The 14,366-nt window shown below is 38.1% G+C and carries 12 protein-coding genes; 6 read left to right on the forward strand and 6 right to left on the reverse strand.

Annotation, left to right across the window (positions count from 1 at the left end; translation table 11 throughout):
- Positions 1-380: 380 nt before the first annotated feature.
- A complete protein-coding gene (locus VB797_RS24885) occupies positions 381-761 on the reverse strand; it encodes a 2TM domain-containing protein (protein WP_323240436.1) in 381 nt (126 codons plus the stop codon).
- Between the two features lie 502 nt (positions 762-1,263).
- Between VB797_RS24885 and VB797_RS24890 the strand changes: the two genes are divergently transcribed.
- From VB797_RS24890 to VB797_RS24905, 4 genes are all read left to right on the forward strand, one after another.
- Positions 1,264-1,701 carry a DNA recombination-mediator protein A gene (locus VB797_RS24890; RefSeq protein ID WP_416350932.1) on the forward strand — a complete coding sequence of 146 codons (438 nt, stop codon included), beginning with the start codon at positions 1,264-1,266 and terminating at the stop codon, positions 1,699-1,701.
- Positions 1,702-2,050: 349 nt separating this feature from the next.
- Complete coding sequence (locus VB797_RS24895) at positions 2,051-2,470, forward strand: MAPEG family protein (RefSeq protein WP_323240486.1); 420 nt, start codon at positions 2,051-2,053, stop codon at positions 2,468-2,470.
- Between the two features lie 69 nt (positions 2,471-2,539).
- On the forward strand, positions 2,540-3,031 hold the full coding sequence (locus VB797_RS24900) for a YajQ family cyclic di-GMP-binding protein (protein WP_323240438.1): 492 nt from the start codon (positions 2,540-2,542) through the stop codon (positions 3,029-3,031).
- A gap of 265 nt (positions 3,032-3,296) precedes the next feature.
- A complete protein-coding gene (locus VB797_RS24905; RefSeq protein ID WP_323240439.1) occupies positions 3,297-5,744 on the forward strand; it encodes a hypothetical protein in 2,448 nt (815 codons plus the stop codon).
- A gap of 180 nt (positions 5,745-5,924) precedes the next feature.
- Here VB797_RS24905 and VB797_RS24910 read toward each other — a convergent pair whose 3' ends face one another.
- The 5 genes from VB797_RS24910 to VB797_RS24930 form a co-directional block, all read right to left on the reverse strand.
- The gene (locus VB797_RS24910) at positions 5,925-6,194 is read right to left on the reverse strand and encodes a YciI family protein (RefSeq protein WP_323240440.1); all 270 of its coding nucleotides are present in this window, start codon (positions 6,192-6,194) and stop codon (positions 5,925-5,927) included.
- A 93-nt stretch (positions 6,195-6,287) separates the two neighbouring features.
- Complete coding sequence (pheT, locus tag VB797_RS24915; RefSeq protein WP_323240441.1) at positions 6,288-8,723, reverse strand: phenylalanine--tRNA ligase subunit beta; 2,436 nt, start codon at positions 8,721-8,723, stop codon at positions 6,288-6,290.
- Positions 8,724-9,146: 423 nt separating this feature from the next.
- The gene (locus tag VB797_RS24920) at positions 9,147-9,689 is read right to left on the reverse strand and encodes a hypothetical protein (RefSeq protein ID WP_323240442.1); all 543 of its coding nucleotides are present in this window, start codon (positions 9,687-9,689) and stop codon (positions 9,147-9,149) included.
- A gap of 660 nt (positions 9,690-10,349) precedes the next feature.
- Complete coding sequence (locus VB797_RS24925) at positions 10,350-10,712, reverse strand: response regulator transcription factor (RefSeq protein WP_323240443.1); 363 nt, start codon at positions 10,710-10,712, stop codon at positions 10,350-10,352.
- A gap of 116 nt (positions 10,713-10,828) precedes the next feature.
- Entirely contained in the window at positions 10,829-12,253 is a 1,425-nt protein-coding gene (locus tag VB797_RS24930) for a response regulator (protein WP_323240444.1), read from the reverse strand.
- A gap of 614 nt (positions 12,254-12,867) precedes the next feature.
- Between VB797_RS24930 and VB797_RS24935 the strand changes: the two genes are divergently transcribed.
- The gene (locus VB797_RS24935) at positions 12,868-13,542 is read left to right on the forward strand and encodes a vWA domain-containing protein (protein ID WP_323240445.1); all 675 of its coding nucleotides are present in this window, start codon (positions 12,868-12,870) and stop codon (positions 13,540-13,542) included.
- A gap of 44 nt (positions 13,543-13,586) precedes the next feature.
- On the forward strand, positions 13,587-14,366 hold the full coding sequence (locus tag VB797_RS24940; protein WP_323240446.1) for a PP2C family serine/threonine-protein phosphatase: 780 nt from the start codon (positions 13,587-13,589) through the stop codon (positions 14,364-14,366).

Below are 14,366 nucleotides of genomic sequence, written 5' to 3' on the forward strand. Positions count from 1 at the left end.
TTCATTTATTCTCATGGGTTTTTATCCCAGCCCCTCCGGGAATGCAATTCCCGGACTAATAGCATAAGTCCTCTCAAGAGGACTAAAATTTTACCCTTCATAACTAATGCAATAGACCATTAGTACTCCACCACATAAGTTATGAGGGGTGTCTGGTAGTGCGTTCACGAAGTGTGCGCTAATTGTAACGAGCGACCAAGATGGTCGCACTACGAAAATTTTATCCATCAAAATTAATGTGGTGGAGTATTAGTAGTTCATTTCATTAGTTTTGAAGGCTTGTATTTCAGTCCTATTTATAGGACTTTCGCTATTAGACGGGGGTTGAAAACCACCGGCAGGTTGCGATCAAAACCAGTCAAATTTAATGCAATCGAATACTAGCTATGAAGATTTTCTTCAAGGCGATTGATAGCCAAATTATGCATGAAAAGCCCCAATCCCCAACCTGAAATCGGATAAATCGCCCAAAAATCGCGGGGAGTTGTCGCTAAATTCAGCACTACTAAGAATGTATTTACTGCTATAAATGAAATTAAGTGGGCTTTAAATCCTTGAATTTTAATTTCACGACGAGCTTGTTGTTCTTGTTGCACTTTGGTTTGAATCAGCCATTCCTGTTCTGCTGTTTTGAGTAATTCGGGAGAAATTCCCAATTCTACTCCCATTTCCAAAAGTTGTTTTTCTGAAAAAAGTTCTTCCTGCTGAGTAGCCATTGCCAAAATCAGGATTTTCTGCACGTCTTGCGAACTATAAGTCATATTAAATATTTCCTTAATTTATTTCTCAGGTTTTAGAGAGGTTAAAGCTTCATGCTCTCCTGAAACTGAGTAAGGAATGGTAAGCAGCGAACGAAAATCCGCAAATTAAGTAGGTCAGCGTTAAAAATCACAGTTATGAAAAGGGAGTAGGGAATAGGGTTCGGGTTTTGTTGACGCGCAAGCGTCTTCTCTTTGAGAGCTTAATTTACATTCTGTTACATAGTTTGATTTATTTCTACCAACCTACTTAATTAGCTAGACCCTATTCTCTACAGACCGACGTGCGCTTTCCCTACGCTTTACCACTGGTAGAAGCGATCACTCTGTTAAATAAATCAGTTTAAAAATTGTATGCTCTGCCCATAAGTAGGTTCCCGACAACTCTTTCACCTGCTAAAATATTTTGGTCGTTTAATAGCAATTAAATCTGTCTTTGAGTCAGTCAACAAACGTAATAAATAGCATCGATACATTAGCGCAAGAATTAGCGACTATTCAGCAAATGGGTTCCAAGCGAATCGCTGTGCTGGGTTCTCGTCATGTGCCTATTACCCACCAGAATCTAATTGAAATGATGACTTATGCCCTGGTTTTATCGGGTAATCGAGTTATCACCTCTGGTGCTACAGGTACAAATTCAGCCGCTATTAAAGGCGCAATGCGAGCCGACCCTAACTTTCTTACGGTAATTTTACCCCAAAGTTTAGACCGTCAGCCTTCGGAATCGCGCCAGCAATTAGAAAAGGTCATGCATTTGGTAGAAAACTCCAGCAATGACCATTTATCACTCGCTGAAGCTAGTTACCAATGCAATAAGGAGATCATCTCTCGCTGTCAACAACTTGTCTGCTTTGCTTTTCACGACAGTGGTATTCTGTTACAAACGTGTAAGGATGCGGAAGATCAAAGAAAAGTGGTAACTTTGTTCTATTTTGATTAGTCAGCTAGTTATTCAAGTTACTTTTTTATTCGTCATTAGTCATTTGATTTTGGATTCATGATTTTGAGGATACTGCGTTGCGGTGAGTCCATCCTATGGGGTATGGACTTCCGTCTCGTTAATCTAATTAAAATCTAAAATTACCCATGACTAGTGAAATCTTAAAGCGTACAGCTATCTACTGTTGATAGTATAGTTCGTCTTTGAAGCACAATAAATCAGTAACTTCTCACCTTAATTGCTGTAATAGCTGTAAGAACAATTACTGAAAATAGTTCGTTTCCTCAACCATCAAATTACATCGAAAGCTAGATTTTTTCCCAATATTTCCCAGAATTTATTTATGTTGATGCCTTTTTCACAATTGCCCGTACCAGTTATCTTTTTATACTGTATTGCTATAGCTTTCCTATTAATTTACGTTCCATTTTTAGCTATTGCTTTTGCCCGTTTGAATGTCGGTTACGATTATTACGCTCCTCGCGCTATGTTTGAGAAGCTGCCACCTTATGCACAACGCGCTACTTGGGCGCATCAAAACTGTTTTGAAACCTTTCCTATTTTTGCTGCTGCGGCTTTGATGGCTTACGTAACGGGTGTTAATTCTCCTTTAGCTGCATGGGCGGCATTAAGTTTTATTGCAGCACGTTTATTGTATTCATTTTTTTATATTTCAAACATCCCGATGCTGCGATCGCTAATGTATGCGATCGGCTTGGTTTGTTCTTGCACCTTATTTGTGCTGAGCATAATTCAAGCAAATAGTTAAATCTTAAGTTGCGATCGAATACAATTATTTAAATGTAAAATTACGAATAAAGAAAACTGGATTTTAATTATGGCTTCTACTTATTCTTTTGATGTTGTTAGCGATTTTGATAGACAAGAATTGGTTAATGCTATCGACCAAACTACGCGAGAAATTAAAGGTCGTTACGATTTGAAAGACACCAAAACCACAATGGAATTAGGAGAAGAAAGCATTAAAGTTAATGCAGACAGTGACTTTACTTTAGAAACTATCAATACGATATTGCGAGAAAAAGCAGCAAAGCGTAATCTTTCTCAGAAAATCTTTGAATTTGGTGAACCTGAATCTGCTGGGGGTAATCGCGTTAATCAAGAAGTAAAGTTGAAAAAAGGCATTAGTCAAGATATTGCCAAGAAACTTTCTAAGTTGATTCGCGATGAATTTAAGAAAGTACAGGCTTCTATTCAAGGAGACGTAATACGAGTTAGTAGTAAGAATAAAGATGATTTGCAAGTTGTGATGCAGCGCTTAAAAGAAGAAGATTTATCAGTCGCTTTGCAGTTTACAAATTATCGTTAGAAGTTTACCTATCAATTGAGTACTCGTGCAAAATATATAAACATTTCGTGTGGGGAGGGAATAGGGAATAGGGAGTAGGCAAGATTTATATAATTCACGAGTAATCATATAAATAAGTTTGCGTTAGTACTTGTTAAGCCCTTATTACTGCGGGTTCAGTCTGTGTATCGCGGTTTCAACCGCAAAATAAATCATAATTAAACATCCCCTGCTCAACTCAAACCAGTTATAACAATAATTAGGAAGCTGTAAATAGGGCAATTGCATGGGATGGACACCATTAAGAGAACGTATCGATCAACTACCACTCGTTCTTGCAGGACCAATTTTACGACGTACTCAACCAGATTCTGTAACTGTATGGGTGGCTTTAAAAGCAAGTCGTCACGTCACTTTAACAATATTTGACCAAAATCATAATTTCCTGTTTGAAAGTACTAGAACTACGGCAAGAATTGGCATTAATCTACACGTTGTTGCCGTGACTGCGAAGGCTTCATCAAATGTACTTATTAACGGTGAAAATTATCTCTACGATTTAGATTTTGGTAAGGGAGAATTACTTAATAGTCCCGGTATCTTAACTGCTGAGGGAACCCTTGAAGGTATTACTTATCCTCAATATAAATTACCTTCTTTTGCTTTACCACCAAGCGATTTAAAAGATTTACGTATCATTCATGGTTCTTGTCGCAAACCCCACGGTGAAAGCTCAGATGCGCTTGCTGCTATGGATAAAATGATTAAAGAAGCGTTGGAAAAAGAACCCAAAAAACGACCGCATCAACTGTTTTTAACCGGCGATCAAATTTATGCTGATGATGTCGCCGATGTATTACTTTTTATGTTAATGGATGCATCTGAAACGCTGTTGGGATGGTCGGAAAAGTTACCAGATGTTGAAAACTTAGCAGAACTAAAACCGGGAGAACGCAATAATTTAGTCACAAAAACGGCTGGGTTTACCGCAAGTATTGGTAAATTTAATCACATAACAAATGTTGCGAAAAGTCATCTATTTACTTATGGCGAATATTTGGCGATGTATTTATTTGCTTGGAGTGATGTACTGTGGGTTGAGGATGAATTTTTTCCAGATTTTGCTGATGTTAATTCCAAGCATTGGCAAGCTAAAAACGAAAAAAGGAAAGCTTACGAAGACGAAGTTGAGGATATTAAAGGTTTTTGGTCAAGTTTAAAAAGTGTCAGACGGGCTTTAGCAAATATTCCCACCTACATGATATTCGATGACCACGAAATTACCGATGATTGGTATTTAAATATGGCTTGGTGTTCCCGCATTCTCGATAAACCTTTGGGAAAGCGGATTTTACAAAACGGGATGCTGGCTTATACAATTTGTCAGGCTTGGGGAAATACACCGGAACAGTTTGAGAAAGATACTGTTGGTGAAACGTTACTCAAAGCTGCTGTCGCTTGGTCGATGAGTGGAGGTACAGATAGGACTTGTGAATCTCAAATTACTCGTAGTGTCGGTTTACCTAGTGTTGCAGATATTCAAAATAACTCGAAGAAGTTACCTCATGACGATGCTACCTTGACTTGGCACTATATAGTTAACGGACCAGGGTATGAAGTTATATTACTTGATGCCCGCACTTGGCGAGAATTTCCCGGCAAGGAATTTGATTTTCCCGCACTGATAAGTGAGGAAGGTTACGAAGAACAAATATTAAAATTAGTGCGTCGCGATGATGTTAAAGTTACTTTTATCGTATCTCCAAGTCCATTTATCGGCGTACCTTTTGTAGAAAATATTCAAAAAGTTGCTAAAAGTTTCTACGAAAAAATAGGTAATGCGGCTTGGGGTTTTGATACAGAAGCTTGGTCGTTAAATGAAACTGCATATGAGCGAATGCTTGCTAAATTAGCATTACGAGCATTACCCAATTTAAAAAGTCGTGTAGTGTTTTTATCCGGCGATGTTCACTACAGTTTTGGTGCGCGTTTGCAATATTCAACAACCCATCCTTTTGAAAGTCCCGAACCGATTAATTCTCAACTTGTAATTGCTCAATTAACCAGCAGTTCATTTAAAAATGAGGTTAGCGGTATGGGTGGTAGTCATTCTGCACACAAGAAAGGTTTTATCCCAATTGGAGTTGGTAGCGATTTACCAACAGCAGAAGTATTAGGATGGGAAAATAAGCAAGGAGAAACAGAAATTGGCAATATTTGTCTTGCGATCGAAGATATATTTCAACGTATTCCTTTAAAAATCAAAGGTAGTCCCGGAACAATTGATTTAATCAAACAAAGAAATAGTTTTCACAGTATAGAAATAACTAAAGAACCCGAATGGTGGTATAGAATTGATTTTTTGGCAGCTAAAGATGAAGGATTAAGTAAATTCAAAGCTGAGAAAATCGAAATTACTTCCCCGATAGCTCCACTACCAGGAGAAAACCGTAAAGAAGCTTTAGAAAAATATTTATCAATGGCGAAAAATTATCGTGAATATATTAGTAGGAAGGGAAATGGCACAGAAATTGTTGGTTTAAATAACCTTGCTGAAATAACATTTGACATCGTTGATGGTAAGGAAGTTGTAGTTCAAACTCTTTGGTGGAAATTAGAAAGTCAAGATGGCAAAATGTTAGAACCTTTTCCTTTAACTAGATGTGAAGTTTCATTAGATTTTGACGATAAACAACATCCCATGAGTGATGTAATTAAGGAAGTTGAGATTTAGTTAGGAGTTAGGAGTTAGGAGTTACAGCAGTTTGTAAATAAATGAGGTACATTCCCCTACTCCCTTCCCGCTAGAAGATTACCGAATTAAAAACCACAGAGACGCAGAGAACACAGAGAAAAGAGATAAAGAGAGATAGGTAATCTTAGAGCGGGATAGGAGTAATTCAATTATTTATTATCAAAAAGCCTGTACCCACTCTTTAACACAATACTCAGTCCAAATCCCGTTTTTCCAATAAGGGTCATTTTCTACCAATTTACGTACCGTCGCTTCATCAGCTGCTTCGTAAATCCCAAAAACTTGAGTTGTATCTTTTGTCGGTCCGATTGTCACTAAAACACCATCTTCTTTTTGCTTCTTTAACCCATCTAAATGTTCCTGACGATAAGGAGCGCGTTTTTCTAAAACGTTCTCACAGTAGCTGCCCCACATTATATATTTAGTCATGATTTATCGCTGATTAAATGGATGACGCTGATGACACTGATTGTTAACTCCTAACTCCTAACTCCTAATCCAAAATCCAAAATTCAAAATTGATTAGCTTCTTAAACTTACCCCAAACTGTTCTACTAAAGTATCTCGAACTTTTTGATGTACTGGTTCAACGTCTGCATCGGTAAGAGTGCGATCGCTCAAACGATAAATTAACCGAAATGCTAAGCTTCTTTGTCCTGATGGTACTTTTTCTCCGCGATATTCATCAAATAACTCGACGGAATCTAATAAGTTTTTACCGGCTTTGGTAATTGCTTTTTCGATTTCGGCAACTGTTAAATTAATGGGTGCGAAAAAGGCTATATCTCTATCGGATGCTGGATAAGTAGAATAAGATTTGAATCCAATCCTCTGTATATCATCGCTGTCTATTGCATCTAAAATTACATCCAGACTCAATTGAAAGACATAAACATCATCTGGTAAATCTCTTGCACTGCGAATTTGGGGATGCACTTGTCCAAATACACCTAATCTGTTACCTCCAACCCAAAGCGAAGCGGTACGACCGGGATGTAAGAACTCGTTGCGGCGATCTGGCTGATATTCTACCTGCAATCCCATGACTTGAAAGACGCTTTCTAAGACACCTTTGGCTTCAAACCAACTTAGCGATCGCGAACTACCACCGTTGATCCATTTACTCGAAGTAACATCACCTCCGATGATTCCCGCTACGATGTCTGTTTCTTGAAAACCGTCTTCTTCTTCCCAGAAAATTCTGCCGATTTCAAAGCCGTTTAGCGCACCGTTTCCTTGTTGGATGTTGTATTCAAACGCATCAATCAAACCGGATATCAAATCGGCTCGTAATGCTGAATATTCTGTAAACAACGGGTTGCTCAACACTACCTGTCTTTCTTCTCCGGGTTTGACCAAGGAGTAATGCATCAATTCTGTTAATCCAGCAGCGCGAAATGTCGCTCGTAATTTACGAATTAATTCTTGGTCTACTGGTAAATAACCGATTTCTGTTTTTTCTGGTAAGGTATCGCAAAGGTTATCGTAACCGTACAAACGAGCGACTTCTTCAATTAAATCGATTTCTCGCTCTAAGTCGCGGTAGCGATAAGCTGGTACAGAAACCGTCCAAGTTCCATCACCCGAAACAGTTAACCGACATCCCAATGCAGTTAAAATCCGCTCTACATCTTCGCTCTTAATTTCTCCTGTTTCTTCTCCCAAGTCAACAGGTCCCAATATTTGATTAATTCGATCTAAACGCAATTCAATCGAACGAGTCCAAGTAGAAGAATCGGCACGGGTCTCAGAAATTTCTTGAGTAACCAAAGTACCACCGGCAATTTCCACAATCAGCGATAAAGCACGACGACAAGCAACTTCTAACTCTACCTGATTTACTCCTCGTTCGTATCTAGTGGAAGATTCGCTTCTCAAACCAACGCTACGAGATGAACGACGAATAGCTACTGTATCAAACAACGCTGCTTCTAAAATCAAATTTTCGGTTCCGTCATGAACTTCGCTTTCTTCCCCACCCATGACTCCCGCTAAAGCGATGGGTTTGTTGTTAACAGTAATCAATAAATTTTGAGTTGATAGTTTACGAGTTTTTCCATCCAGGGTTTTGAAAGATTCCCCGTTATCTGCAAATCTCACCCCAACCTTAATCTTTTCACTATTAGCGATCGCTTGCAGTCGATCGCGGTCAAATGCGTGTAGCGGCTGTCCCCATTCCAACATTACATAGTTAGTAATATCAACTATATTGCTAATCGGTCGGACTCCGGCGGCTAATAACCTTTGCTGCAACCACTGGGGAGATGGAGCGATTTTTACTTGAGCGATCGCCGTTCCAATATAGGCAGGACAAGCTCTGGTTTCATCAATTTCTATACTTAAATTTCCCGCACCTTGAGGAACCGATATTTCTTCAGGTTGAGAAATTTTGAGCTTTCCCCCAGTTATTGCGGCAACTTCCCGCGCTATCCCTACCATACACAAAGCATCGGCACGGTTTGCGGTCGCGGTGACATCCAAAATTACGTCGTCTAACCCCAACAGCGGACGTACATCTGAGCCGACTTTGAGGTTTTCCCCAGTAAAAATATGAATTCCGTCTACATCAGTTGGTAAACCGAGTTCTTCTAAAGAACAAATCATTCCTTGAGAAGGTACCCCGCGTAATTTTGCAGGCTTAATCTTTAAATCTTTATTTGGCAGGTAAGTACCGACCGTCGCAACTGGCACATAAATATCTGCTCGCACGTTCGCAGCACCGCAGACAATATTTAAGTTTTCACCTCCACCCACATCAACCTGACAAACGCTGAGTTTATCGGCGTTTGGGTGCTGTTCGCGTTCAATAACTCTCCCAATAACAACCCCATCAGCCCAGGTACGACGGTCTTCAATATCTTCGACTTCAAACCCCGCCATCGTCAGTGTTTCTGCGAGGTCTTCGGGACTTAATTTTAACTCTACAAGTTCCTGTAACCAATTTAAAGAAATACGCATGGAATATATTTGCTTATGCGATTAAAAATAGCGAATCAACACGCACAAACTATTTTAGATGGGAATGGGGTTGAAAGACCGAAGGGTATTGACAGTTACTCCAATATTTTCGTTTTAGGCAAATTCAAATCTCGAAATAAATCGCTATAAGAATGATAATCATGTTTAGGGGGAATAGAAGACAATACGGTTGAGTTAACGATATCTAAATATTGTCGCTCATTCCTAGTCCTTGTTAAAAAGGATGAAACTAAGCCCCCATTTCTAAGGGGGGTTGGGGGGATCGAACCTTAACTGAACTGTATTGGAATACAAGAGGTAGACAGCAGCGAATAACTCTTAGCGCTGATAAAAAACTTCATAACATGATTATCATTATCAGCTTGGAGAAAGGAGGATCAATAAAAAACCCGGAAATATCCTTTATCGATCAATATCGAGAATATCAGCAACTAGACCTGTTTGCAGTTCTAACTTCTGACGAATTTTTCTGCCATTTTTTCTACCACTGACAAACACAACCTGCTTCTGAGAACCTTCTGCTTCTCCCTCGTAACGTATTGCGATTGTAGACTTCTTTTGCTTTGCGAATAATCCCCAGACTCCCAAAGCGAGAACCGCACCAACATCAGTTTTACTTTTTTCAGAGTATGAGAAAGACTTAATTGTCTTCATTGGAATAACAACTTCTTGTGTATTCTTTTCCCCTCCTAAAACATCCAATCCCTCCCCAATTTCAAAATACAGCTTAACTTGATCGTCGCTAAGATCAACTTTGCAACGCTTTCCTTTTTCCTCACCAGTGAAAAGACATTTAGCTTTTTCCCCAGAACGAGTATCAAGAGAAATAGGAGATGTCGCTTTATAACCTCCACATTCAGAGTTAGAAGGAAACTTTGAGCAGATGCTTTGGAGGTCATCAACCTCTTTAGCTTGTACAACTTCTGATAGTGTTGCAAACTGCATACATAACAAAACCGGTAACAATACTAGCTTAGTAAGTTTCATATGTTTAGGAGGTAGTATCTATTTGGACGTTTGTTCCAGAAAATATCATTAGTAAGTTGATTGTAATTATCCGCTTTATTTCGGAGGCTAACTCACAACTATAATTGCATATTAGACCCTAAATAAGTATTTGTATGTTCTTAAAATAACATTCAAATACTTGTTTACAGATAATTTAGAAGAAAATCAGAGGATTGAGGAGGTTTGCTGCTTGGCACTAATATTACGACCCAAAAGTCTTAAAAATTCAAAACCTCTGCTTAAAAAAACAGAGGATGAAAAAAAATAATCGCAAGTTATAAGTTAGCAGTATTTTAAAAGATATTGCCGTCTGTACATAAAGCGGATTGCGGATACATAATTTTAGGACTTACGCAAGCCCCCCTTTTTTAAGAGGGGTTGGGGGGATCTCAATGTTTAGAATAATAGTTTTTTTGTTCTTGTTGCGTAAGTCCTGAATTGGTGCAAGTAAGTTTTTAACAGGTAAGAAAACGAATAAAAGTAAATTAATCCAAATCGTTAATATAAAAATTAAGCATTAACAAAGTTAATGCGCTTGCGAATAATATTGTATTTTAGGTAGATACACTGTCAAAATAAACCATATAGACAAAATAATTAAATAATAACTGACTTTACGGCACTAATTAATTGCTGTCTAGTAAAAGGTTTTGTCAGATATGCATTAGCTCCCTGTCTCATTCCCCAAATCCGGTCAATATCTTTGTTTTTAGAACTACAGAAAATAATCGGTATTTTTTGCGTAGTCAAATCTCGTCTTAGTTTACGACAAAATTCAAAACCGCTCATTCCCGGCATTACTACATCTGAAATAATCGCATCTGGTTGATGTAGCTGCGCTTTTTCTAACCCGTCTTTAGCATTAGTTGCTCGGATTACCGTATACCCACTATCAGTCAAGAAAATATTCATTAACTCCAACTGAGAAGGAGTATCTTCAACAACCAAAATTGTAGCCATATTTTATCCTTACGATTTACATTTATTAGTAATTTGCTCGAATCAAAGCCAGCACTAAAGATAATCCTTAATTTATATTTCAGAAGTTTAGATATAACTTATATTGATGCAATTAATCAAGTTAAATGCATGAACACCATTTTGAGTAAATCTGCACGAGTAAAAGGTTTAGTTAAATAGCCACTAGCTCCAACCAATCTCGCTTTTACTTTATCTACAAATCCCTTACTTCCCGTTACCATAACAATGGGAGTATTTTTAAACTTCGAGTTATTCCTGATGATCCGGCACAATTCATAACCATCAATTCCTTCCATATTCAAATCTAATAAAATTAAATCTGGCTGATGTCGAATAATTGACATTACAGCTTTAAGAGGATTATCAATAGTCACAACAGAAAAACTTTCATCTTCTAAGAAACGACTAATTTCTTTGAGCATTACCGGACTATCATCCACAGAAACAATTTTGTAAACTTTTCGTGGTGGTAAGGTTTCCGCAGGAAGGGTAGGCTTAATCCGATCTGGTTTTACAACTTGTTCAACTTTTTCTGCGGTCGGAGAAGAAAGAGCAACAGACTGAATTGTGACTTTATTGACAGGAATTTGTTGCTTTTGTGGGGGAATACTCGGCTTTGGTTTGGTAGTTACTGTTGATGTTGTTTCTATTTTATTAGTTACTTCCGTCTTAATAAGTTGCGTTACCTTACTGTTAGTATGGGATATCTCACCATTAGTTTTAGGTAGTTTATCAAACGGTGGATCTGGTTCATGGAGTAAAATCGCTCCACTTTGGATATGAGGATATAAACTCCGTGCTAACTGTAGTTCATCTTGATTCATGATTACAGCAAGATGACGCAGACTAAATCCTTTCATCCAGTTAACTAAATTCGGCTGAATTTCTGAGATTTTCTGTATATGACTTTTTGTATTAATCCATAAATAAGGACGTTGAAATACAGAAGTAATATGTGGGGCAAGATTTCGCCAAGATTGCAATCTATCTTGAGAAACTAGTAATAGTTTTTCTGCATCCAATCGACAAATTTTCGGGGATAAAGTTAAATTCTTATGAAATTCATATGTACCTTGTTTAATTAGTAAAAATGATTCCACAACTTCTTTGACTAACTCTTGAATTAGTATCGCTGCTTGTGTAGGATTCAAATGTCTTTGAGTTACTAGCCAGCAAATTGCTTGATAATCTGGAGGCTGTTGAGAAGACGCAAGTTCTGATAAATTTTCTATAGTTTGAACTGACTTGTTTTGCGAATCTGGTTCAAACATCATGCGTAACTGCACCCGAATTTCGCTGGTCAATGCGGGTATTTGAACCGATAATCGACGTAAATGACGTTCCAGGCGATCGAAAGGCTCTATAGAATGAGTAGCATAAGCAATTTTGCCTTCTTCTAAGTAAATCCACCAGTTAACCGAATTACTTTGAACTTGTAAACAAGTGTTCTCAAAGCAACTAGACAAGTGTCTTAATAAACTTAAGGGAGGCAATTTTGTAAAGGTTGCAAAATTATTCATATAGCATGGAGAATTACAGTAAATAACCCAAAATATTTGTAAGCATCAATTGAATCCAGCTAAGTATTAAAGAGTAAATATTCTACATCAATCAATTTGTTCTCTTATAACATGGATATATTACCAGCTAAAAATATTACATCACAGCTTAATTGTTACATTTGTTTTTACAATATCCGAGTCAACAATACATCACCTAACCTTTAAGAAACTTACTATTCATTTTTATTTTCAGTTAATTAACTCTCTTTTTAAGAAGAGATAATTTTCATCCCCTAGGTATTTCATCTAATTTGGGTTTTTTCTACATATAATCTTTAAGTTTCCGCGTATGCATAGGTACGGATTTATTGTATTCTAGTTCTATTATGTATATTAACCCTTACAGTTAAAAACCATTGTTAATCAATGTTCCAGAAAAATACTTATGATTTATCAAATAACAATAAAGATATGTTAGATCTTATAAGCAATTATGCATTAGTAATCTGCGAACAGTAAAAAAAATATCTATCGTTTAAAATGCCACAGCTATAATTTGTTTGGGGCTTTAAACTATTTACTTTGATAAATCAAAAATCCTACCTTAGAACTTCAATATAGCACTGAAAGTTATGTCCGATACCTTAAGACTAGACGAAGTAGTTGATTTCGCGGAGAACCCCGAACCTCGTTGTCCTTGCGTACTATTGTTAGATACATCCGGGTCGATGCAAGGAGCGCCAATAGATGCTTTAAATCAAGGCTTGCTTAGTTTTAAGGATGAACTAACTAAAAATCCTTTAGCATCAAGAAGAGTAGAAGTATCCATAGTTACTTTTGATAGCAATATCAACGTAGTACAAGATTTTGTGACTGCCGACCAATTTACTCCGCCCATATTAACAGCACAAGGTTTAACAACTATGGGTGCTGGCATTCATAAATCTTTGGACTTGATTCAAGAACGTAAAGCTCAGTATCGCTCTAACGGTGTAGCTTATTATCGTCCTTGGATATTTATGATTACCGATGGTGAACCACAAGGAGAACCCGACGAGGCGATCGATCAAGCATCGTCTCGGTTGCAAAGCGACGAATCAAATAAGCGCGTAGCCTTTTTCTCTGTGGGAGTAGAAAATGCCAACATGATGCGCTTGAGTCAATTAACCGTGCGTACTCCTTTAAAGCTGAACGGATTAAACTTTGTGGAAATGTTTGTCTGGTTATCTGCTAGTATGTCAGCAGTCTCTCATTCCAAAGTAGACGAGCAAGTAGCTTTACCGCCAATTGGCTGGGGTTCTGTTTAATATAGTTCAAGTACAACTAAGCAGCCCTAGATCGAGGTAAGTTTATGAATTCAAGACAAAAGCTTCACTGGCGGGTAGTGGGTGCATCAGTTTGTGGAACTAGCCACATTAAGAACTCCCTGCTTTGTCAGGATGCCCATCACTGGCAGATGTTGCCAGATAATATTTTAGTGGCAGCCGCAGCAGATGGTGCGGGGAGTGCGAGTCTTGGGAAAGTAGGAGCTATGGTAGCAGTAGAAGCAGCAATTGAAAACATATGTGTGAAGCAGTTTAACCAAAGCACCCTTGCCTCGGACAGTTCGGCGAAGGCAATATTGAGCGAAGCGATTTTGGCTGCAAAAACAGCAGTTGAGGAAGAAGCCATAGCTTCAAATAGACCACCAAAGGATTTATCAACAACTTTAATTGTTGTAGTAGCAACGCCTAGCGTCGCCGTGGTGGCTCAAATAGGGGATGGTGTTGCAGTTGCTAAAGATAGCATGGGTAACTTGTCAGCTTTGACCTTCCCTGATAGCGGCGAGTACATTAACGAAACCAGCTTTCTAACCTCACCGACTGCTTTGGATTCAGTACAGGTAAATGTATGGCGACAGGGTATTACCAATATTGCGATTCTTACGGATGGGTTGCAAATGCTAGCAATAAATATGGCAGTAGGTTTACCCCACAAGCCGTTCTTTTTACCTTTATTTGACTTTGTAGCGAATGCCCAAGAATTAAAAGGAGCAAAAGAGCAACTAGTAAAATTTTTGCGTTCCGAAAAAATTACCCAACGTACTGATGATGATCTAACTTTAATCATAGCGGCATTAAGCGATGAATAA

The sequence above is a fragment of the Rivularia sp. UHCC 0363 genome (assembly GCF_034931125.1).
Lineage (GTDB): Bacteria > Cyanobacteriota > Cyanobacteriia > Cyanobacteriales > Nostocaceae > Rivularia.